Here is a 21,495-nt window from a genome sequence, read left to right as displayed (position 1 = left end):
CCGCCACGCCGCGAATGTCAGCCCCGATCAGCCGCCGGTCAGGCGCTTGACCCAGCCCTTTTTCTTTTCTGCCGGGGCGTCCCCGTCGGCGGCTTCGGCCTGGTCCTCTTCGGCGGGGCCTTCCAGCGCGACCTGCAGATTTTCAAAGAACTGGTCCGCCATCTTCTTGGCAAAGCCGTCAATAAGTCGGCTGCCCAGTTGCGCCAGCTTGCCGCCGACCTTGGCGTCGACCTCGTATTCAAGCAGCGTGCCACCATCAGTCGCGCTCAGCTTCACATCGGCGCCGCCCTTGGCAAAACCGGCGGCGCCGCCCTTGCCTTCACCGGTCAGGGTCAGACTTTGCTTCTCGACCATGTCCGACAGCGACACATGTCCCTTGAAGGTGGCCTTCACCGGGCCGACCTTCTGCACCACCGTGGCATCAAACCCTTCTTCGGGGTTGCCCGTCACCTCTTTGGCGCCCGGCACGCAATGCAGCAGGACATCTGCGCTCAGCAGCGCCTCCCACACTTCGGAAACGGGGGCTGCGATTTCTCGCTGGTCGCTCATATGCATGTCGGGGGTCTCCTACCTGTTCGCATGCGCCCGGATGGGCGGTTCACACCGACCCTAGCGGTTGGGTTTGGGAATTTCCACGTTTCTTGTCCAGTCAAACGTGCCTTCATCGCGATCCCGCACCGCTTGTTTCCAGCCGGTCTGCTCTGCACGCGCCTTAAAGTTCATCCCTTCAGGAGAATGGCGGGTGATCCCGTCGAAAATCGTGGCCAGTCTCTGCGTCTCGTTCAGGCCCATCGCCTCGACCGCCTGGTTGACCACCATCTTCTGCATGGCCAGCTGGTTCACCGGCACCGATGCCATCCGCGCCGCCAGCGCCTCGACCGCATCGTCCAGATCTTCCGCCGGCACCGCCTTGAGCACCAGCCCCATCTCGGCGGCCTCGGCGCCCGTGATCTTGTCACCCGTGAGCAGCATCCGCTTGGCCTTTTCCATGCCCAGCCGGTACACCCACATCTGCGTTGTGGGCGATCCCCAGACCCGCGCGGGCATGTATCCGATCTGGGCATCCTCGGCCATGACAGTCAGGTCCGCACACAGCGCGATATCCGACCCGCCCGCCACAGCAAACCCGTGCACCTTGCAGATCACTGGTTTCAGGGCGCGGAACAACGACATGAAATCCTGCGTGTTCTGCCACATGAACTGGTAATCCTTGATCGGATCCCAAGGCATATCCTGTACGCCGGGATTGGTCCCTTCCGTCTGGGCAAAGGCAGTAAGGTCATAGCCCGCACAAAAGGCATCCCCTGCCCCCGAAAGCACGATCACATGCACCCCGGGGTCGGCATCGGCCTCGGCCACGGCGGCAGCGATCTGCCCCGGCATCTCCAGTGAGATTGCGTTCATCACCTCGGGCCGGTTCAGCGTGATCCGCCCAATCCGGCCATCTTTTTCGTAAACGACATGTGACATGTAGCGTCCTCCTTACCCAATGGTAAGCAGACAACACGCATCCTGTGCAAGGTTTTCCCGACACCCGTCCCGTGACGTCGGGTCTTGCCGCTTTGACAAAGGCGTTACTGTGCCTTCACCCGGTGGGCCAGCTCGGAACAGGCGGTCATGTCGCCCGCACTACAGCTGGACTGAAGGCCGTTCAGCGTCGGATCGCTGAAACGTGGTGTGCTGCACGCCGCCAGCGCAGCCGCCAAAACGGCAAAGACAATAACTTTTTTCATACCGAGTCCCCCGGAAATCTTGTTTCAAAACATCTTACCCAGATCGGGGCACGTTCCAAGCGAATTGCAAAAACTGTCTCGGTTTCAAAAACAGAGTGCGGCCCTGGCGCCAATTTGTCTCCAAAGCAGAAACACAGCCCTCACGACCCCGCGCCCGCCCGCCAGCGATGCATGGCACGAGTCAGGGTGGCCTGATCGCGGAATCCCAACTCTTTGGCCAGCGCCCCCAGCGAAGGCGGGTTCGGGTCTGACAGCCGCACGGTCGCCCGTTCGGCGCGCACCTGCTCGACGATCTCGAAAAAACCCGTACCGTCATCGGCCAGCCGCCGCCGGAACGTACGCGCGCTCATCCCCGCCGCGGCTGCCACCCCGGGCAGCGTTACCTTGGTATGTGGCAGCATCGACACCAGCAACGTCGCGACATCCTCGGCCAGCGTCGCGCCGCGCGGCAGGATCACTGGATTGTCCGGCAGCAGCCTGCGGGCCGCGCGCGACACATCTGGCGGGATGCTGTAATCAGCCACCTCCGCGTCAATTCTGAGGGTCAACGCCCGGTTCTTTGCCTCGGCCAGCTGCCGCCCCATCCGGCCCTCCAGATGCGCCAGCCCGTGTTCGGGATGCGGCAACATCCAGACCTGCGACGGGTTCGGCCGCCGCCCCGTGGCCGCCTGACAGATCCCGTCGATCAGGGCCACGTCATATTGCTGCACGTAATGGATCGCTGCGGCATCCCACAAGTTCATCGACCACCCGTCCACGATCTGAATGGCGCCATCGTCCTCTTCCGTGACGGAAAACAGCTCGTGCGTGGCATGAAACCGCATCATCTGCGAAATCCGGCGCATCCCGTCCCGCACCGTCGGCCCCTGCAACCCTTCGACCCCGATCAGGCCTATCTCGAACGCCCCGACATCCCCGACAATCCGATAGGGCGTGTCCGGCCCAAAAGCCCCGGACATCGTTGTCAACAGTTCGATCGCCCCGAGCAGGGGAATGGGCACGGTCGGATCGTCCTCCGGCACCCACTCCAGCCCGGCCTGCCGCAGGCATGGGGTCTCGTCCCGCCCGGCTTTGCGCAACCAGCGCCGCATCGGGGCAATCGCACCCGAGCGGATCAAGGGAATGGAACCTGTCATCTCGCCTCCTGCCCCCAGCTTGACCGCCGTGGCCACAGAAGTCAAATGCCACCTCTATTCCTTGACCCAGATCAAGAAACCCGACGCCAGACTGTGCCCGAATGGCCGCGTCGCGCGCCAAGATCAGCCGCGTGGTCCTGTTTTGCGTAGGAGGAAACCGAATGAAATACAGATCACACCTTTCCAAGGCGCTGGTCTCGGGACTTGTCCTGATGATCCATGCCGGGACGCCCGCAATGGCGGATGTCCAGCCCGGCCAGCCCGGCGCCACCATCACCATTGACGGCAGCCAACTGCCCCCGCCACCCACCAAGTTCGAGGGCAAAATCGAGCCGCAGGTGCTCAAATCAACCGAGTTCTGGCCGCCCAGCGTGGTGCCGCCAGAAGAAGCGCCGAACGTGTTGCTGATCATTCTGGATGATGCCGGATTTGGCGTGCCCAGCACCTTTGGCGGGGTGATCCCAACCGACACGATGGACGAGCTGGCCGCCGAGGGTCTGAGCTATACCAACATGCACTCGACAGCGCTCTGTTCGCCCACGCGCGCCGCGCTGATCACGGGCCGCAACCACCATTCGGTGGGCTTCGGCGTGATTTCGGAGCAATCCACCGGCTATCCCGGCTACAACAGCATCATCCCCGACAACAAGGCCACGGTCGGGCGTATTCTGCTGGAAAACGGCTATGCCACCTCATGGTTCGGCAAGGATCACAACACACCCTCCTTTACCGCCAGTCAGGCGGGTCCGTTCGACCAATGGCCCACCGGTCTGGGGTTTGAGTATTTCTATGGGTTTGTCGGCGGTGACGCGAACCAGTGGCAGCCGAACCTGTTCCGCAACACGACACAGATTTATCCCTTTGACGGCAAACCGGAATGGAACATGATCACCGGCATGGCGGATGACGCGATTGCGCATATCACCCGCCTGCACCAGATCGACCCGGACAAGCCATTCTTTGTGAAGTACGCACCCGGTGCCACCCACGCGCCGCACCACCCGACCAAGGAATGGGTGAAAAAGATCGAGGATATGGAACTGTTCGATGATGGCTACGAAGCGCTGCGCCAGACCATCTTTGACAACCAGAAGAAACTGGGCCTTGTCCCGCAGGACGCGACCATGACCCCGTGGCCCGCTGACAAGATCAAACCGTGGGATCAGTTGACGGATAACGAGAAAAAGCTGTTCATCAAACAGGTCGAAGTCTTTGCCGCCTATGCCGCCTATACCGACTATGAGATCGGCCGCGTGGTCGACGCCGTTGCGGATTTGGGCAAGCTGGACGACACCCTTGTGATCTATATCAACGGCGACAATGGCACCTCGGCAGAGGGCGGCCCGATGGGCACCCCGAACGAAGTGGCCTGGTTCAACGGCATCTCGGCGATGCCCGCCGAAACCCAGCTGCAATGGTATGACGAGTGGGGCACCGAGGCGACCTATAACCACATGTCCGCCGGTTGGTCCTGGGCCTTCGACACGCCGTTCGACTATTTCAAGCAGAACGCCAACCGTCTGGGCGGTGTCCGTCAGAACATGGTTGTGTCCTGGCCGAATCGGATCACCGACAAGGGCGGGATGCGTGAACAGTTCATGCACGTGATCGACGTTGTGCCAACCATCCTCGAAGTTGCTGGTATCGCGCAGCCACAGATCGTGGACGGCATCATTCAGTCCCCTATCGAAGGCACCAGCTTTGCCTATACGTTCGACAAGGAAAACACGGATGCGCCCAGCCGTCACCGGACCCAGTATTTTGAGATGATGGGCCAGTGGGCACTGTATCATGAAGGTTGGTTCCTGAGCACCAAGGTCAACCGGATGCCTTGGGAAACCCCCAAGACACCCAACCCCGACCCGCTCAATAATCAGGAGTTCCAGCTTTATGACCTGAGAACGGACATGAACCAGCAAAAGGACGTGGCCAAGGACCACCCCGAAAAGGTCGAGGAACTGAAGGCCATCTTCATCGAAGAGGCCGAGAAGTACCAAGTGTTCCCGCTGGATGCCTCGGTCACCACGCGGATTGCGAAGGCACGCCCCTCGATCACCGCAGGCAGGAGCGAATTCGTCTATACCCAACCGATGATCGGTGTGCCGCAGGGCGATTCACCCAGTATCCTGAACAGCTCGTACACTTTCACCGCCGAAATCGAGGTGCCGGAAGGCGGCGCTGAAGGCATGATCGTGACATCGGGTGGCCGGTTCGCGGGCTATGGTTTTTACCTCAAAGACGGCAAGCCGACCTTTACGTGGAACATGCTGAACCTCGAACGTATCCAGTGGCAGGGGGACAAGGCCCTGACACCCGGTAAGCACACCGTTGTGTTTGACTTCAAATATGACGGGCTCGGTTCGAGCACGCTGGCCTATGGCGACGCCAGCGGCATCGGACAGGGCGGCACCGGCACACTGAGCGTTGATGACAAGGTGGTAGCGACCAAAAAGATGAAGCACACCATTCCTGTTGTTCTGCAATGGGACGAGGCCTTTGACATCGGGCAGGACACTCTGACTGGCGTCTATGACGCGGACTACCTGCCGCCGTTCAAGCTGACCGCCAAACTCAACAAGCTGACGCTCAAGATCGACCGTCCGGAACTTAGTGAAGCCGACAAGAAACGGCTTGAGGACGCGATGCTGCGCGCCAGCGATTGATTGTGCCCTTCCTGTCGGGCCGGCCCCGCTGTCGGCCCGATACTGACCCTTGCGAGAAAGGCGCAAAGATGTTGACCAGACAGATTCTCGTGATGGCCGCACTTGGCCTCTTGATCGCGATTGGCGCGCTTTCGGGCGGCGGCACGCCCTCGCTCAAACCGGTACTGCCCGCGCAGTCCCAATTCGCCGCGATGCCGATCACCACCTGCCTTGCACACCCGATCTCGGGATCGTGGACCTGCAACGCACAGCCGCCCCAATAGCTGCCCCCATCCACAAATGGAGACCCAGATGCCCCATCACCTTACAAAGCCGCCCAGTGTCCCCGCCCTCACCCGCCGCCAGCTTTGCACCGGGGGAGCCGCGATGATCGCCGCCGCTTCGGCTACCGGCGTTTCTGCCGAAGACGCTGCCGAGGTGGATTTCCTGTTCGTGCAGACTGCGCATGGCATGTCCTATGCGGCGGATGCCAATCGCCTGACCCTACGCGGGGTTAGCCCCGTGACCCTGTTTTTCTCGGACCGCCCCGACCGGATCGCGGGCAACATGACCACCGAACGGTTCATCCCGTTCTGGAGCGAAGGAGAGGACAGTTTTCTGTCCAACCCGCCCAATGCCGACCTGTCGATTCTCGAGGGCGACAGCCTGTTGCAGGTCGTGGTCGAACTGACCAATCCGGTGCTGGAGGGTGACAACCTGCATTATACCGTGGCCCGCATCCTGTCGGGCACCATGCCCGTGCTGGGCAAGAACACATCGCTGTTCATCGACGTGGTCGGGATGCCACGCACACCGGTTTCTGCGGCCGGGGTCCGCCGTCGCACCTATCGCCGGGCCGTGATCGAATAAGGCCCCGCATGTCTGCAATGCCGCTTTCCACATGGATTGCATGGCCCCGCAGCGTTGCCGCGCTTGGGGCTTTGGCCCTGTTCCTGCTCACCGCCACCACCGCTCAGGCGGAACAGGACTGGACCGGACCACTTGGGCGGCACACAACCTTTTACGGGCTGCTGTCGCCCTCTTACGTGTCGGTCGATGACGGCGCGGACCGTTCGTCGCTGGCTGTGGACGCCGCCCAGAACCCAAGCCGCTTTGGCTTTCGCACCCGCAAACCGGGGCGCGCCTTCGGGTTTCGGTTTGAAACCGGCCTAGGCACGCGCCAGTCGGACGGATTCAGCCAGACGACCACCCCTGATCCGATTGATCTGACCAAGGAAGATATCCGCTGGCTAGAGGTGTCATGGAACATGGACGAGACCCATACGCTTTCGGTCGGTCAGGGCGCGATGGCCTCGCATGACGCGGCGGGGTCCGACCTCTCGGGCACCGATATGGCGATCAATGTTTCAGTGCCCGACATGGCCGGTGGCATCCAGTTTCGCAGCGCGGGCGGCGCGCTGTCGGGCATTGCGGTCGGGGATGTCTACAAGACCTTTGACGGGCTGCGCCGCGTGCGCCTGCGCTACGACAACCAGATCACTGACGCCCTGCAATTTTCGATCGCCGCCGGGTCGGGCCGCCTGCAGAACATCGGTGCGGACGACGTGTTTGACACAGGCTTTTATTATTCTGCCGCCCGGGGCACGTTTGACGTGCAGGCGTCGGTCGGTCTCAGCCATATCCGCCCCGCCACCGGGGCCAGCTTTTGCGAACTTGTCGGCTCTGCGTCGGTTCTGCACCGGTCCAGCGGCTGGAACCTGACCCTGTCCGGCGGGTTTGCCGATCCGGGCGGCACCGGGATTTATGCCAAGTTCGGCCGCAAGCTGCGCTGGCTGCCCTGGGGCGTCACGGCCCTTTCCATCGACCACATCTTGAACGCCGACACATTCGGCGCGGGCACAAGCGCCACCGCGTGGGGCGCGGCCATTGTTCAGCATCTGGACAGGCCGAATGTGGATATCTTCCTCGGCCTGCGCCGCTACGACTCGCGCACCCCCTCACTTGGCACCCTGCAAACGGTGACCGCCTACCAAATCGGCGCGCTGTGGCGGTTCTGAGCTGCCTGACAGGTGGCCCCCCTTCTTCTGCCGGATTTTTTTGCATCGCCCCCCGTTGTTTCACACCTTTGTCATCGACTCAGGGTCCATTGGCGTTCTGAGAAGAACGGCCCTACCTTGTGGCCTCAACTGGGAGACAACCGATGACAGATATCGACACAACGGACATGTCCGCCGACGATTGGGACGAACTGAATTTCCCTCGTCCCGAAACCAGTGATTTCGACAATGTCGTGGAAGAGGCCCTGACCCGTCGCGGGTTCCTTGGCGGCGTGCTGGCCTTCGGGTCGGGCGCGGCGGTGATGGGCACTGCGGGCGTCTTGGGCACGACCTCGGCGCAGGCGCAATCCACCTCGCGCTTTGCTTTCAAACCGATTCCCATCGCGACAGATGGCACCGTCCACGTGCCCGAGGGCTATAGCTGGGCGCCCGTCGCGAAATGGGGCCAACCCCTGTTTTCGGATGCCGACGCCTTTGACCCGGCAACCGGCCACTCGGCGGCGAATGCTTCGAAGGTGTTTGGCGAAAACACCGACGGCATGTGGCTGTTCTCGATCGACGGGCGCGAAGTCATCGCCATCAACAACGAATACGCCAACCGCAAAACCAACCTGCCCTATGCTGGCGACGCCGCCGGCACCCCGCAGAGCCTTGAAGACGTGCGCCTGCTCCAGGGCATCCAGGGCGTCACCATCTTCGAGGTCGCCCCAAAAGACGGTGGCGGCTATGACATCGTGGTCGACTCGCCCTTCAACCGTCGCATCGACCACAACACACCGATGACGATCACCGGGCCTGCGGCGGGGCATGATCTTCTCAAGACCGACGCCGACCCGACCGGCACACAGGTGCTTGGAACGCTCAACAACTGCGGGTCGGGCCCGACCCCGTGGGGCACCTACCTGACCTGCGAAGAAAACTTCAACGGCTACTTCGGCTCGACCGAGGAATCGCAGGACCAGAAGCCGGTTCAACTCGACGCCGGCTATGCGCGTTATGGCATCGGCCCCAAGGGCTGGGGCTATGACTATCACAAGTGGGATGCACGGTTTGACACCTCGAAAACCCCGAACGAACCGCACCGCCACGGCTGGGTGGTCGAGATTGACCCGGCAGACCCCACCGCACGGCCCAAGAAACGCACCGGCCTTGGCCGCTTCAAACATGAAAACGCAGCTGTCGCGCTGGCCCGTGACGGGCGGGTTGTCGTCTATATGGGCGATGATGAACGCGGCGAGTTCATGTATAAATTTGTCTCAGACGGGGTCTATGTGCCCGGCGGCGACACCGAAAACCTGCTGAACGAGGGGACGCTGCATGTTGCACGCTTCAACGCGGACGGGACCGGAGAATGGATCGCCCTGACGCCGGAAAACACCGGTATGGAGCCTGCTGAAATCCTGATTTACGCCCGCAAGGCCGGTTCGGCGGTGGGGGCCACCACCATGGACCGCCCCGAATGGATCGCCACCAACCCCGTCGCGGTCGAAGGGTATTGCTGCCTCACCAACAACAAGAACCGCGGCATCAAGCCGAATGCCGGCGGCGACGAAACACCTGTGAACGGTCCTAACCCGCGCGAGGCCAACAAGTTCGGTCAGATCGTGCGCTGGTTCCCGCGCGACGACGACCACGCGGCCCCGGTCTTTGACTGGGATCTTTATGTCATGGCGGGCAACCCCCTGACGCAGGAAGGTGCCTACAAGGGGTCGTCCAATATCAACGAGGGCAACCTGTTCAACTCGCCCGACGGGATGGTATTCGACAGCTCGGGCCTGCTCTGGATCCAGACCGACGGCAGTGACCGAAACGAAGGCGACTTCGAAGGCATGGGCAACAACCAGATGCTGGCAGGTGATCCAGTCACAGGCCAGATCGAACGCTTCCTGACCGGCCCCAACGGCTGCGAAGTCACGGGCCTGTGCTGGTCGACCGACCGCAAGACGATGTTCGTCGGCATCCAGCATCCTGGCGGGTCTTTCCCGGATGGCAACGGCCTGCCGCGGTCTTCCGTCATTGCCGTCTGGCGCGACGACGGGGCGCTGGTCGGCTGATCCGGTCCTCCTAACCTTACGCGCGCGCCCGATGCTGGGGCGCGCGCAGCTCAGGCGCGGGTCTTCCAAAACGACCCGAAAAACCGGTTATGTTCGTCACACTCGCCCTTCAGCCAGAGGATGAACCGGCTTACGGCCTCGGTCTTATTCACATTCTCCGGCAGGATTACGAAGTAAGAATCCGGCGACGGCAGCCGCGTGTTGAACGGACAGACGAGCGTGCCGCGCTCGATATGTTCACGTGTCGTCACCTCGTCGCCGATCGTGATCCCGTTGCCACGCGCCGCCGCTTCAAGGCAAAGGGCGCTGCGATTATAGATCCGCCCCGCATTCGGATTGAACGATCGGTCACCCGCCGCCTCGCGAAAGGCCCGCCACCAGAACGCGCCCTGATCGTGGATCAACTGGTGCTCGGGAATGTCCGACAGTTCCGGCGGCCGGTCGAGATGGCGAAAGAATCCAGGGGCCGCCACCGGAAAGACGCTGTTGGTCATCAACGGTTCAAACCGGCAGTTTGTCCATCCGCCCCGCCCCCAGATTATCGCACAATCATAGGGCGCGATGGGCGGCTGGTTCATCCCGACCCCGACCGAAATCGAAATCCGGATATCGGGATGCAGCGCCTCGAACCGTTGCAGGCGCGGAAACAGCCACAGCTCGACGAAATCCGCATCCCCCCAAAGAGACACCTGATCCGGCGCGGCCTCGCGATCATTGCGCAGGCCGGACTGGATCTGGTCAAAGGCCGTCGCCGCAATTTCCGCCACCTTTTTACCGAACGGCGTGATCTCGACCTTGCGATGCGCGCGGGAAAACAGCGGCTGACCGAAATGCGCCTCAAGCGCCGCGATCTGTTTGCTGACGGCGGATTGTGTCACCCCAAGTGCCTCGGCCGCCCGGGTAAAACTGCGGTGTTGATCCACCTCAACTAGCACGCGCAGGCCGTTCAGGTTGGGAAGTCGCCCGTCTGACATGAATTTTCCTACTGCATGACCGGAAAAATTGGAATTTTACAGAGAAAAAAGACTGCGTAAAGCTTGCACCTGCATTTGCCCAAAGGAGACAGGCATGGCCCAGCTTTTTCCCTTTACCGACCCGATGGCAAGCGACCTTTCCCCGCCGAAGCAGTTTGTCCGTGGCGAGGGGATTCGCGTGTTTGATGCCGACGGCAAAGCCTATATCGACGCGGTGTCCGCCCTGTGGTGCGCGTCCCTCGGCTTTGCCCCTGACCGTTTACGACAGGCCATGGACCGGCAGATGGGGGAACTGGCTTATTACCATTCTTTCATGGGCCGTACCCCCGAAATCACGAACCGTCTGGCCCAACGTCTGGCGCAACACCTGCCCGGCCCCCTCAACCACGTGTTTTTCGGCACGTCCGGATCCGAAGCGGTGGAAACAGCAGCGAAATTCGCCCGCTACTATCAAGAGGCGCGCGGCAAGCCGGACAAACGCCGCTTCATCGCCCGTGAAGGCGCCTATCACGGGTCTGGCCAGATGAGCGCGGCCCTGACCGGGCTGACCTATTGCCATGACGGGTTCGGGTTGCCGCTGGCGGATGTGCTGCGCACGGGCCGGCCACATTTCCTGCGCGATGCAGACCCGGGCGAAACCGAGATCGCCTTTTCCAAACGCCGAGCCCGCGAACTGGACGCACTGATCCGGCAGGAAGACGCGTGCACCATCACCGCCTTTATCGGAGAACCCGCGATGGGCGCGGGCGGTGTGATCCTGCCCCCCGAGGGCTACTGGTCCGAAATCCAAGAGGTGCTCGCCCGCCACGACATCCTTCTGATCGCTGACGAGATCATCTGCGGGTTTGGCCGCACGGGCCAGTGGTTCGCCTGCGAAACCTATGACATCGCGCCCGACATGATGACCATGGCCAAACAGCTAACCGCCGCGGTGTTCCCCATGTCCGCCGTCGCCATGACAGACCACGTCCGCGACACGATGGCCGGTCTCGCGGGTCAGCACGGAACGCTGGGGCATGGAGTCACCTATGGCGGACACCCCGTCGGAGCGGCAGTGGCCCTTGAATGCCTTGATATCTATGCGGAAATGGATCTGCCTACCCATGTGCAGACGCTCGGTGACCGTATCGGCACCCACCTGCAAGACCTGAAGTCCCTGCCGGGCGTTCTGGATGTGCGCAGGGACGGGATGCTGGCGGCTGTCGAGTTTGACACCAACGGGAAATTCGGCCCCGATCTGGGTCGCCGCATTGGCGAAGAGGCCGAACGCCGGGGCGTGTTTTTCCGCATCATCGGCGACGTTCTGGCCATCGCCCCACCCTATATCTGCACGCCCGAGGATATTGACGATATCATGTTGGTGATGCGCGACTCGATAGGGCACATAACAGGCGCCCATCATCTACCAGCCGCCGCGACATAGTTCGACGCAATCGCATCTCGAAGACAAGACGCCGCCCCTTTCAGGCGGCGTTTCGTTTGTCTGCTTCCTGCACTTGTCGGATGCTTGAAGGAAACCGCCCCACCACTTCGGCAATGGCGGAAATCGCAATCGAAGGTGCATTGCGCAGCGATGGCACAAGACCGATCGGGCCATTGATCCGTTCGAGAGAACCCGGGTCAACCCCATCAGCCCTAAGATTATTCAGCCGCAGCTGCTGCGTCTTCTGGCTGCCGAGACAGCCAATGAACCGCGTCTCTGTCATCAGGGCGGATTTGAGCAGTTCCGGTTCCCAGTCGTGGTCATGGAACAAGGTCAGGAACCCTGAAAAGCGATCCAGCGGTAACGTCTGTCTGGCACGTGGGGTCGACAGGAAAACCGGCTCTTCTGCGCAAAGATGCGCGACGGCCTCAAGATCGGCCTCTTCCGGCGAATAGGCGAGGGTTTCAAATCCCGAAGCTTCGGCCACTTGCACGGTTGCGCGAAAAACAGCGCCACGCCCTGCAATCGCCAGACGGGATTTCGGCGCATATTCAAAGCTGATGTGTTCTTCCCCGCCCGGAGGTCGAAAGTCGATGCAGACAGACCGCCGCGCGATCAGATCGCGATGCGCCGCCCGAAGTGTCGCCAGATCGGGATCGGCATCCAGCAAAAGTTCCAGCGACCCGCCACATGGCAGCTTGAGGTCAAAAAACGGCGACCCCTCTCCATAGCGCAGGGTCTTCGCGCCCTTGCCTGAGCCGAGCAACGACAGCGCCTGTTCACGGATATCCCTGTCGATACACCCGTTGGACATATAGCCGAACATGCCACCGCTCTCGGACACCACGGCCAGCGATCCCAGTTCCCGGGCCGCGCCCCCGCGAATATCGACAGAGGTGATCAGGACAACCCGCTGTGCCTCGGACTGCAGGCGTACTGCATGCCCGAGGACATCCACCGGATGTTCTGTATACACAATCGGCTCAGGCAACGGGTTCCTCCGCCATGACATCGGCGAATGACTTAAAGAACTTGGCCGCCAGTTTCTTGGCTGTGCTCTGTATCAGGCGGCTGCCAAGTTGCGCCAGCTTGCCCCCGATCACCGCCTTGGCTTCATAGCGCAGAATGGTCTGGCCCCCGTCCTCGGTCAGGGTGACATCGGCACCGCCTTTGGCATGACCCGCTGCGCCACCATTGCCCTGCCCCTCCAAGGAAAACGTCTCGGGCGCGCCGTCCGTATGCAACACCACATCGCCGCTGAACTTGGCTTTGACTGGCCCCACCTTGAGAACCACCTTGGCTTCAAGTTCCGTATCAGACTTCTTGATCAGTTCTTCACAGCCCGGAATACAGCGTTTGAGGATTTCGGGATCATTCAGGGCCGCGTAAACGACGTCACGCGGTGCATCGATGGTGATTTCGTCAGACAGTTCCATGACGGTTCCTTTCTTTTGTCAGCAACAGGGAAACTTGATTTTGGCAAGCACCTCGGCCTGCTCGGGCGAGGGCTTGAAGAAGCGGGTGAAGCGCATGAAAACTTTATGCATTTTGTGTCCTTTCCACCGAATTGCGACGCACGGAAACCAACTCTCCCAGAATGGAGAGCGCGATCTCTTCGGGCGTGACCGCGCCGATATCCAGACCGGCCGGGGCCGATACGCGGGCGATCTCAGCCTCGCGAACCCCTGCCTCCAAGAGTTTCTTTGACAGGGCCGAGAATTTCTTTTTGCTGCCGACAAAGGCCACGTAGGCGGCATCTTGCGCCAGGGCATCGCGCAGCGCGTCAAGATCCCCCTGTCCCTGCGTGGCCACGACGACTGCGCTCATCTTGCCCCGGGGTTTTGCCGCCCCAACAGCACGGCTGATGGACCAGTGAAACTGGGGCGCGATCTGCGCCAGCGCCTCGGCCACAGGAGAGTTTCCAAGCACGGTCAGTTCCGGCACCGGAAGGCAGGGCTCGATGAAGATGTCGATCGTGCCCCGCGACGGACATCCGTTGCGCGCATAGGTCACCCCTTCCACGATCGCACCGGCGCTGACGCCGATGTCTTTCAAAAACTCTTCCGGCGCCACCGAAACCAGCGTGGGCGTGCCGGTTTCAAGGGCTTCGAGGGTGGCCCGTTTCACTGCGCCTCGGGTGCAGCCGCCACCTAGAAATCCGTGCAAAATCGTTCCGTCCGCCCCGATGATCGCCTTGGCCCCCGGCTTGGCTGCCGTGGTGCCCGCCGTGCGCACGATGGTTGCAAAGGCGAACGGCTCTTCTCTGGCGCGCAGGGACTGGGCGGTTTCAGCCAAATCCGTGGAAAGCAATTCTGCAGGTGTCATAGCGAAACCAGCTCCTTTTCCAGTGCGGCCAGATCGGCCAGCGTGTTGGCGGCGGCAAAGCGGTCAAGATGCGGGAGGGCGGCAGCCATGCCCGCTGCAACCGGTGCATAATCACGCCAGCCTTTCAGCGGGTTCAGCCAGATGATGCGACAGCCCCGTTTGCGCAGCTTGCCCAGCGCGGCGTCGATATGCGCGGGGTCCGAAGTGTCATAGCCATCAGACAGGATCATCACGACAGACCGACCGTCGACAAAACGGCGGGCATAGGTCGACGCAAACCGTTCGAGACTCTCGCCGATCTTCGACCCGCCCCCGAACCCGTCTGCCATCAGGGACATGCGCCCGATTGCGCGCATGGCATCCTTGTCGCGCAGCGCCTCGGTGATCCGCACCAGCCGCGTGTGAAACAGGTACGCATCAGCCCTCGGGTCGCCCCGCATCAACCCCGCCAGAAAGGCCAGAAACACCTGCGCATAAACGCTCATCGAACCAGACACATCACAAAGCGCCACGATCTTGCGGCTGCGATCCGGGCGTTTGCGTTTGATCAGGCGGATGGGTTCGCCACCGGTGGCAAGACTGCGCCGGATGGTTTTACGGAAATGCAACCGGTCGCCCTTGCGGGCCGCGATACGGCGACGGGAACGCTGGTCGCGCAGTGCCAATCCCAACCGGCGGGCCACCTCTTCAGCCTCGGCAATCTCTTCGGGCCGCACCAGATCACGCAGGTCGCGGCGCGACAGGTTGCGCATCTCGGTCGCAATCAGCTTGCCCTCGCCATCACTGTCGGCCTCGCATTCGCCCCCATCCGGCGCGGTGCTATCCCCGGCCCCGCCTGCATCCTGCCCGTTGGCATCACGCGACGAGTGCACACTGTCATCCCCTTTTGCGGGCGGCGTGGTCCTGGGCACGACCTTGGTCCGCACCCGCCCTGCATCCATCCAGAAACTGTCAAACAGAGCGTCGAATTGCTGTGCTTCGTCCTTTGATCCTGTGCAAACGGCCTTGAGCGCGCGGCGCGCTTCTTCTGGGCGCGCAGCCTCGACACATGTCAGGGAGGCAAGCGCCGCCTCGGTTTCCTGCACCCCGAGCCGCAGCCCGTTTTCGCGCAAATGGGCAAGGAAACCGGCCATACGCGCCGTGGCGCCCGGATCCCGACCGGCAAAGCGCGTGACGCGGCTCATGCCGCTTTCCCCGCAATGCGCTGCGCCACTTCGGTAGTGATGTGTGCGCGGTCGCCTTGTGTTTTCAAAAGTGTCGTGAGTGTGGCTTGCAGGGCTGCGGGATTTTCGGTCAGATCGCCTATGCCCAGCCCCATGAGCGCGGCTGCAAAATCCAGCATCTCGGCGATGCCGGGCACCTTTTCCAGTTCCTCCTTGCGCAGCGTCTGCACAAAGCCGACCACCTGCTCGGCAAGACGCGCCTCGATCCCGGCGCACCGCGCCTTCAGGATCGCGAGTTCCGTGGCACGGTCCGGATAATCCACATAGGCAAACAGGCAGCGCCGCCGCAACGCATCCGACAGATCACGGGTACCGTTCGAGGTCAGTATAACCGTGGGGATCGTTGTGGCCGTAATGGTGCCCAGTTCCGGCACAGTGATCTGATAATCGGCCAGAATTTCCAGCAGGAAGGCCTCGAATTCCTCATCCGCGCGGTCAATCTCGTCAATCAGCAAGACCGGCGCGCGTTCCTGCGTGATTGCAGCCAGCAAAGGGCGCTCAAGCAGGTAATCACGGGAAAAAATGCGGTCTTCAACCGCCTTACCCGTTTCGCCCGCCTCGGAAGACGCGCGGATCGCAAGCAACTGGCGCTGGTAGTTCCATTCGTAAATCGCCTGAGCCGCGTCCAGCCCCTCATAGCACTGCAGGCGGATCAGACGCGTGTCCTGCACCGCGGCCAGCACCCGCGCCACCTCGGTCTTGCCAACGCCTGCCGCCCCTTCCAACAACAACGGGCGTTGCAGTGACAGGGTCAGATGCAGCGACACCGCAAGGTCGTCAGAGGCAACATAGTTCTTTGCCGCCAGGGCAGTTTGTAAATCGATCCAGGTCATGAGCTCCTCAACGGGTCAAACAGGTGCGCGCGGTCATCCCCGGCCGCGCGCACCCTCGCGTCAGCCGTGCAGGCCCAGTTCATTCGCGGTCTTCCAGATCCGCCAATGATCATGGGGCATATGCGTGTGACGCAGACCAAATGCGCGGAACGCATCGTTCACGGCATTCGAGAAACAGGGCACACCGCCCACATGGGGGCTTTCGCCGACCCCCTTGGCCCCGATCGGATGATGCGGGCTGGGGGTCACGGTGTGATCGGTTTCATAGTTCGGCACTTCCCACGCAGTCGGCAGGAAAAAGTCCATGAGTGTGCCGGTCTTGACGTTGCCCATCTCGTCATAGGCAATCTCTTGTCCCAAAGCGACGGCCAGCGCCTCGGTCAGACCCCCATGCACCTGCCCCTCGATGATCATCGGGTTGATGCGGGTGCCGCAGTCATCCAGTGCATAGAAGCGGCGGATATGGGTCTCACCAGTGTCCACGTCGATATCCATCACGCAGACATAGGCCCCGAACGGATAGGTCATGTTCGGCGGGTCGTAATAGCTGACCGCTTCCAGTCCCGGCTCGATCCCCGGAATGGCCTGGTTATAGGCGGCAAAGGCGATTTCCTTCATCGTTTTGAACTTTTCAGGCGCGCCTTTGACCACGAAACGATCAACGTCGAATTCGACGTCATCGTCGTGCACTTCCAACAAGTAGGCCGCGATCATCTGGGCCTTGGCGCGAATTTTGCGCCCGGCCATCGCGGTGGCCGCACCGGCGACCGGCGTGGACCGCGAACCGTAGGTGCCAAGACCATAGGGCGCGGTGTCCGTATCCCCCTCTTCAATCGTGATGCTATCCGCTGGCAGCCCGATCTCGGTCGCTAGAATTTGCGCAAAGGTGGTCGCGTGGCCCTGCCCCTGCGAGATCGTACCAAGACGCGCAATCGCCGATCCGGTCGGGTGAATGCGGATTTCGCAGCTGTCGAACATGCCAAGGCCAAGGATATCGCAATTCTTGACCGGACCCGCGCCGACGATTTCGGTGAAATGCGTCAGGCCAATGCCCATGAGCTTGCGGGTTTTGCCAGCCTTGAAGTCCTCAACGCGTTGGGCCTGTTCCGCACGCAGCCCCTCATAGTCGACGGCCTTCAACGCCTTGTCCCAGGCGGTGTGGTAGTCACCCGAGTCATATTCCCAGCCCAGTGCAGACTGATAGGGGAACTGTTCCTTCTTGATGAAGTTGATCCGGCGCAGCTCGGCCGCATCCATGTTCAACTCGATCGCCAGAACCTCAATCATGCGCTCGATGAAATAGGCCGCTTCGGTCACACGGAACGAACAACGATAGCTGACCCCGCCCGGCGCCTTGTTGGTATAAACACCATCGACAGCCAGATAGGCGGTCGGGATGTCGTAAGAGCCGGTGCAGATGTTCATGAACCCGGCCGGAAACTTGGTCGGGTCGGCACAGGCGTCAAAGCCGCCGTGGTCTGCCGTGGTGTGGCACCAGAGAGCGGTGATCTTGCCCTCTTTGGTGGCGCTGATCTTGCCGCGCATCCAGTAGTCGCGGGCAAAGGCGGTGGTCATCAGGTTTTCCATCCGGTCCTCGACCCATTTCACCGGCACACCGGTGACGATCGAGGCCACAACCGAACAGACATAACCGGGATAGGCCCCCACCTTGTTGCCAAAGCCGCCGCCGATATCGGGCGAGATCACGCGGATATTGTGCTCTTCGATCCCCGAGATCAGGCTGACCACGGTGCGGATCGCGTGCGGCGCCTGGAAGGTACCGTGCAGGGTCAACTTGCCGTTGACTTTGTCCATCGAGGCCACACAGCCGCAGGTTTCCAGGGGGCACGGGTGCGTGCGGTGGTAATATACCATCTCTTCGGCCACCACGTCTGCCTCGCCCATCACTTGTTCCGTGGCCTCTTTCTCACCCACTTCCCAGGTGAAGATATGGTTCGGGTGTTTACGCGGACCGTGGGCACCGTCAGGAATGCTGCCATCTTCACCCATCAGGTCTTCACGCAGAACCACGTTGGATTCAAGCGCGGCGTGGGGATCGGTCAGCACGGGCAGTTCTTCATATTCCACCTCGACCAGTTCCACGGCATCAGCGGCAATGTAGCGGTCTTTCGCCACGACAAAGGCCACTTCCTGCCCCTGGAACAGGACCTTTCCGTCTGCCAGCACCATTTGCTTGTCGCCTGCCAGAGTCGGCATCCAGTGCAGACCAAGCGGCGCCAGATCTTCGGCGGTCAGAACCGCAATAACACCGTCCAGCGCCAGCGCGGGCTCGGCATTGATCGACACAACCTTGGCGTGCGCATAAGGGGACCTCACGAAATCGCCATGCAACATGCCCGGCAGTTGAATGTCGTCCACATAGTTGCCCTTGCCTTGGGTAAAGCGGGCATCTTCCACACGCTTGCGCTTGCATCCCATACCGCCCAGCGCATCGGCGCGTTCTTCGCGGGTAAGTTCCTTGTTCATTGTGCTGCCTCCTTTGCGGAGTTCATCTCGGCCGCAGCGGCGAGAATGGATTTGACGATGTTCTGATAACCGGTGCAGCGGCACAGGTTGCCTGCCATGCCGAACCGGACCTCTTCCTCGGTCGGGTTCGGGTTTTCCTCCAAAAGCTTGGACGCGCGGGTGATCATGCCCGGCGTGCAAAAGCCGCACTGCAACCCGTGGTGTTCCTTGAACGCCTCCTGCAGCACATGCAGGGTGTCCGGATTGCCCAGTCCTTCAATGGTGGTGATATCGGCACCATCGGCCTGTGCCACGAACACGGTGCAGGATTTCACCGATTTGCCATTCATGGTCACAGTGCAGGCCCCACAATGCGAGGTTTCACAGCCGATATGCGGGCCGGTCTTGCGCAGGCGTTCGCGCAGCGTGTGGATCAGCAACTCGCGCGGTTCAGCCAGGAACTCTTGCTCCTCGCCATTGACGGTCAGTTTGATGTGTTTCTTGTTGGACATGATCTCTCTCCTCAGGCTCTGGCCCAGGCGTTTGCGATCGCGCGGCGCAGAATGATTGCCGCAGCGTGGCGTTTGAATTCGATGGGTCCGCGGTTGTCCTGCGTGGGGTCGATATCGCCCAGCATGGCATCTACCGCCGCCTTGACCGCTGCGTCATCCAGAGACGTCCCCACCAGCGCCGCGCCCGCATCCTCGGAATAAACAGGCGTGTCACTGAGGTTGGTCATGGCAATCGACGCCGAGGTGCACACGCCACCCTCTTTCGTCAAAAGCACGGCTGCTGCCGCGGTGGCGTAGTCACCGATCTTGCGCTTCTGCTTTTCATAGGCGTATCCGCCCACGGGTGCGGTGAACGCGACCGCCGTCAGGATTTCCTCATCCTCGCGGTCGGTCATATAGGCCGCTTCATAAAAGTCGCGCGCCGCGACCTCACGTTCTCCATCCGGCCCGACCAGCGTGAACGTGGCATCCAGACACTGCATCAGCCCCGGCATGTCGTTGCCCGGATCTCCGTTGGCGACATTGCCGCCGACCGTGCCCATGTACCGCACCTGCGGGTCGGCAATCTGCAAAGATGCTTCGCGCATGATCGGCGCAGCGGTGGCCAGCTGGACGTGGTTGATAATGTCGTGCTGGGTGGTCATTGCGCCGATACGGATACGGTCGCCCTCGATGGACACCCCGTGCAGCCCTTCCACATCCTGAAGGTCGATCAGGTGCGGCACCTCGGCCATGCGCAATTTCATCATGGGGATCAGACTGTGCCCGCCCGCGATCACGCGTGCATCATCTCCGTGTTCCTGAAGAACGGACAAGGCGCTCTCTAGGTTCTTGGGTCTATAATACTCAAAGGCAGCTGGAATCATTGCCTCTCCTCCCTACAGCAATTGTTCTGGCTGCTGAGGAGGCTGGCTCTGACCGATCGAGCTGACCCGTAAAAACAACTTGTTTTCGAAGGTTTTGCACGAAATGCGCCCCAGACCGCACGAGTTGCGCTGTCGCTGGGGCTAAGGTTTACCCAAAGGCGTCCTGCGCCGCTTTCAGGTTCGACCGGCTGACTGGAACCGGGGGCAGTTCGGCCGCGCCAAAGGTGCATTGCCCCTTGTCCTTGGTGCGCTCGAACCGCGTGACCATCCTGGGGTTCACGATATAGCTGCGATGAACACGCAGGAATCCGATCGGCTCAAGACGTTTCACCGCTTCGGTAATCGGCCACACGCAAAAATACTTCTCGCTCAGGGTATAGACCTGAGTATAGTGACCGTCCGCCCGCAGAAACACGACATCGGGTGCGGCAATGAACACCTTGCCGCCGTCCCTTTCGCACGGGAGGCGCAACAGGGCAGATGGCTTTTCTACGGGCGCATCAACGTCAACATCCGGGCGCGGGGCGGGCGTTTGAACCGGCACGAGATAGGTGGTCCCGACCCAAAGAAACGCCCCGAAGATCACGAAACTGGACAGGATGACACCAATTGCCATCACCTCGTTGCTGATGACCGGGCCGAATTCGCGGATGTTTTCAAGGGCGACAAAATTAGTGCCCGCCATCGCCAGGAAATGGACCGAGAAAACGGCAATCCCGAAACACAGCGTGCCGATAACAATGGTCCGGTTCGAGCGTTCGTTATAGGCAACCCCAATCGCGATGATGCACAGAACGATCGCCAGAGCCGACGACCCGAGAACCCCTTGCACGGTATAAATGGGGCGGCACAGCTGCATGCCCGCCATGCCGACATAATGCATCGCAAGGATGCCAGCCCCGACAATGATCCCCGCCGCCGCGATGATCCGTTTCGTGCGCGTGGTGAAATGCAACAAGACCAGTGCCAGCGCCACCATCAGGATCGCAATCAGGGCCGAGGCCAGCGTAATCGCAGCATCATAGTAGAAAAGGATCGGCAGCTTGAGGCCAAGCATGGCCACGAAATGCATCGACCAGATCCCACCCCCCAGCGCAATCGCCGCCAGCGCAATCGCCAGCCTGCGCTGTGACGGGGATTTGGCGGACAAATCGCGCGTCAACGAAAGCCCTGTTGCGCCGGCAACAAGGGCGACAATCAGGGAGATCACCACCAACCAGGGGTTATGTCCGACTTCAAGAAACTCCATGCGAGTGACAATGGCGCAGCAGACACGCTTATTCAATCACC

Annotated in this window: 20 protein-coding genes; 6 read left to right on the top strand and 14 right to left on the bottom strand. The window is 61.3% G+C overall.

The window, feature by feature from the left end; all coding sequences use genetic code 11:
• Positions 1-27: 27 nt before the first annotated feature.
• From WNE31_RS08075 to WNE31_RS08060, 4 genes are all read right to left on the bottom strand, one after another.
• Positions 28-555 (bottom strand): CoxG family protein, encoded by a 528-nt coding sequence (locus WNE31_RS08075; protein WP_349979223.1) that lies wholly within the window; start codon positions 553-555, stop codon positions 28-30.
• A gap of 54 nt (positions 556-609) precedes the next feature.
• Positions 610-1,470, bottom strand: coding sequence for a crotonase/enoyl-CoA hydratase family protein (locus WNE31_RS08070; protein WP_349979222.1), 861 nt, complete (start codon positions 1,468-1,470; stop codon positions 610-612).
• 104 nt (positions 1,471-1,574) lie between these two features.
• Positions 1,575-1,733, bottom strand: a complete 159-nt coding sequence (locus WNE31_RS08065; RefSeq protein ID WP_349979221.1) for a lipoprotein — start codon at positions 1,731-1,733, stop codon at positions 1,575-1,577.
• Positions 1,734-1,873: 140 nt separating this feature from the next.
• Positions 1,874-2,869, bottom strand: a complete 996-nt coding sequence (locus WNE31_RS08060) for a helix-turn-helix transcriptional regulator (protein ID WP_349979220.1) — start codon at positions 2,867-2,869, stop codon at positions 1,874-1,876.
• Between the two features lie 161 nt (positions 2,870-3,030).
• Here WNE31_RS08060 and WNE31_RS08055 point away from each other — a divergent pair, with 161 nt between their 5' ends.
• The 5 genes from WNE31_RS08055 to WNE31_RS08035 all read left to right on the top strand — a co-directional run bounded on the left by WNE31_RS08055 (position 3,031) and on the right by WNE31_RS08035 (position 9,583).
• The gene (locus tag WNE31_RS08055; protein ID WP_349979219.1) at positions 3,031-5,532 is read left to right on the top strand and encodes an arylsulfatase; all 2,502 of its coding nucleotides are present in this window, start codon (positions 3,031-3,033) and stop codon (positions 5,530-5,532) included.
• Positions 5,533-5,600: 68 nt separating this feature from the next.
• Positions 5,601-5,795, top strand: a complete 195-nt coding sequence (locus tag WNE31_RS08050; protein WP_349979218.1) for a hypothetical protein — start codon at positions 5,601-5,603, stop codon at positions 5,793-5,795.
• A gap of 28 nt (positions 5,796-5,823) precedes the next feature.
• Positions 5,824-6,381 carry a hypothetical protein gene (locus WNE31_RS08045; RefSeq protein ID WP_349979217.1) on the top strand — a complete coding sequence of 186 codons (558 nt, stop codon included), beginning with the start codon at positions 5,824-5,826 and terminating at the stop codon, positions 6,379-6,381.
• An 8-nt stretch (positions 6,382-6,389) separates the two neighbouring features.
• Positions 6,390-7,529 carry a hypothetical protein gene (locus tag WNE31_RS08040; protein ID WP_349979216.1) on the top strand — a complete coding sequence of 380 codons (1,140 nt, stop codon included), beginning with the start codon at positions 6,390-6,392 and terminating at the stop codon, positions 7,527-7,529.
• Between the two features lie 143 nt (positions 7,530-7,672).
• Positions 7,673-9,583, top strand: coding sequence for a PhoX family protein (locus tag WNE31_RS08035; protein ID WP_349979215.1), 1,911 nt, complete (start codon positions 7,673-7,675; stop codon positions 9,581-9,583).
• A 50-nt stretch (positions 9,584-9,633) separates the two neighbouring features.
• On the opposite strand, the gene WNE31_RS08030 is transcribed toward WNE31_RS08035, so the two are convergent.
• Positions 9,634-10,557, bottom strand: coding sequence for a LysR substrate-binding domain-containing protein (locus tag WNE31_RS08030; RefSeq protein WP_349979214.1), 924 nt, complete (start codon positions 10,555-10,557; stop codon positions 9,634-9,636).
• Positions 10,558-10,651: 94 nt separating this feature from the next.
• On the opposite strand from WNE31_RS08030, the gene WNE31_RS08025 reads away from it, so the two are divergent.
• Complete coding sequence (locus tag WNE31_RS08025) at positions 10,652-11,980, top strand: aminotransferase class III-fold pyridoxal phosphate-dependent enzyme (RefSeq protein ID WP_349979213.1); 1,329 nt, start codon at positions 10,652-10,654, stop codon at positions 11,978-11,980.
• Positions 11,981-12,020: 40 nt separating this feature from the next.
• On the opposite strand, the gene WNE31_RS08020 is transcribed toward WNE31_RS08025, so the two are convergent.
• The 9 genes from WNE31_RS08020 to WNE31_RS07980 form a co-directional block, all read right to left on the bottom strand.
• Positions 12,021-12,971 carry an XdhC family protein gene (locus WNE31_RS08020; RefSeq protein WP_349979212.1) on the bottom strand — a complete coding sequence of 317 codons (951 nt, stop codon included), beginning with the start codon at positions 12,969-12,971 and terminating at the stop codon, positions 12,021-12,023.
• A complete protein-coding gene (locus WNE31_RS08015) occupies positions 12,964-13,416 on the bottom strand; it encodes a CoxG family protein (RefSeq protein WP_349979211.1) in 453 nt (150 codons plus the stop codon). Before WNE31_RS08015 ends, WNE31_RS08020 begins: the two co-directional genes overlap by 8 nt.
• A 103-nt stretch (positions 13,417-13,519) precedes the next feature.
• Positions 13,520-14,305 (bottom strand): XdhC family protein, encoded by a 786-nt coding sequence (locus tag WNE31_RS08010; protein ID WP_349979210.1) that lies wholly within the window; start codon positions 14,303-14,305, stop codon positions 13,520-13,522.
• Positions 14,302-15,489 (bottom strand): vWA domain-containing protein, encoded by a 1,188-nt coding sequence (locus WNE31_RS08005; protein ID WP_349979209.1) that lies wholly within the window; start codon positions 15,487-15,489, stop codon positions 14,302-14,304. Before WNE31_RS08005 ends, WNE31_RS08010 begins: the two co-directional genes overlap by 4 nt.
• Positions 15,486-16,361 carry an AAA family ATPase gene (locus tag WNE31_RS08000; RefSeq protein ID WP_349979208.1) on the bottom strand — a complete coding sequence of 292 codons (876 nt, stop codon included), beginning with the start codon at positions 16,359-16,361 and terminating at the stop codon, positions 15,486-15,488. Before WNE31_RS08000 ends, WNE31_RS08005 begins: the two co-directional genes overlap by 4 nt.
• A 60-nt stretch (positions 16,362-16,421) precedes the next feature.
• Entirely contained in the window at positions 16,422-18,848 is a 2,427-nt protein-coding gene (locus WNE31_RS07995; protein WP_349979207.1) for an aerobic carbon-monoxide dehydrogenase large subunit, read from the bottom strand.
• Entirely contained in the window at positions 18,845-19,339 is a 495-nt protein-coding gene (locus WNE31_RS07990; RefSeq protein ID WP_349979206.1) for a (2Fe-2S)-binding protein, read from the bottom strand. Before WNE31_RS07990 ends, WNE31_RS07995 begins: the two co-directional genes overlap by 4 nt.
• A gap of 11 nt (positions 19,340-19,350) precedes the next feature.
• The gene (locus tag WNE31_RS07985) at positions 19,351-20,205 is read right to left on the bottom strand and encodes an FAD binding domain-containing protein (RefSeq protein WP_349979205.1); all 855 of its coding nucleotides are present in this window, start codon (positions 20,203-20,205) and stop codon (positions 19,351-19,353) included.
• Positions 20,206-20,353: 148 nt separating this feature from the next.
• Complete coding sequence (locus WNE31_RS07980) at positions 20,354-21,454, bottom strand: MHYT domain-containing protein (RefSeq protein WP_349979204.1); 1,101 nt, start codon at positions 21,452-21,454, stop codon at positions 20,354-20,356.
• Between the last annotated feature and the right edge of the window lie 41 nt (positions 21,455-21,495).

The organism is Shimia fortis, assembly GCF_040225985.1.
Taxonomy (GTDB): domain Bacteria; phylum Pseudomonadota; class Alphaproteobacteria; order Rhodobacterales; family Rhodobacteraceae; genus Shimia.
This window is presented reverse-complemented; position numbering and strand designations above follow the sequence as displayed.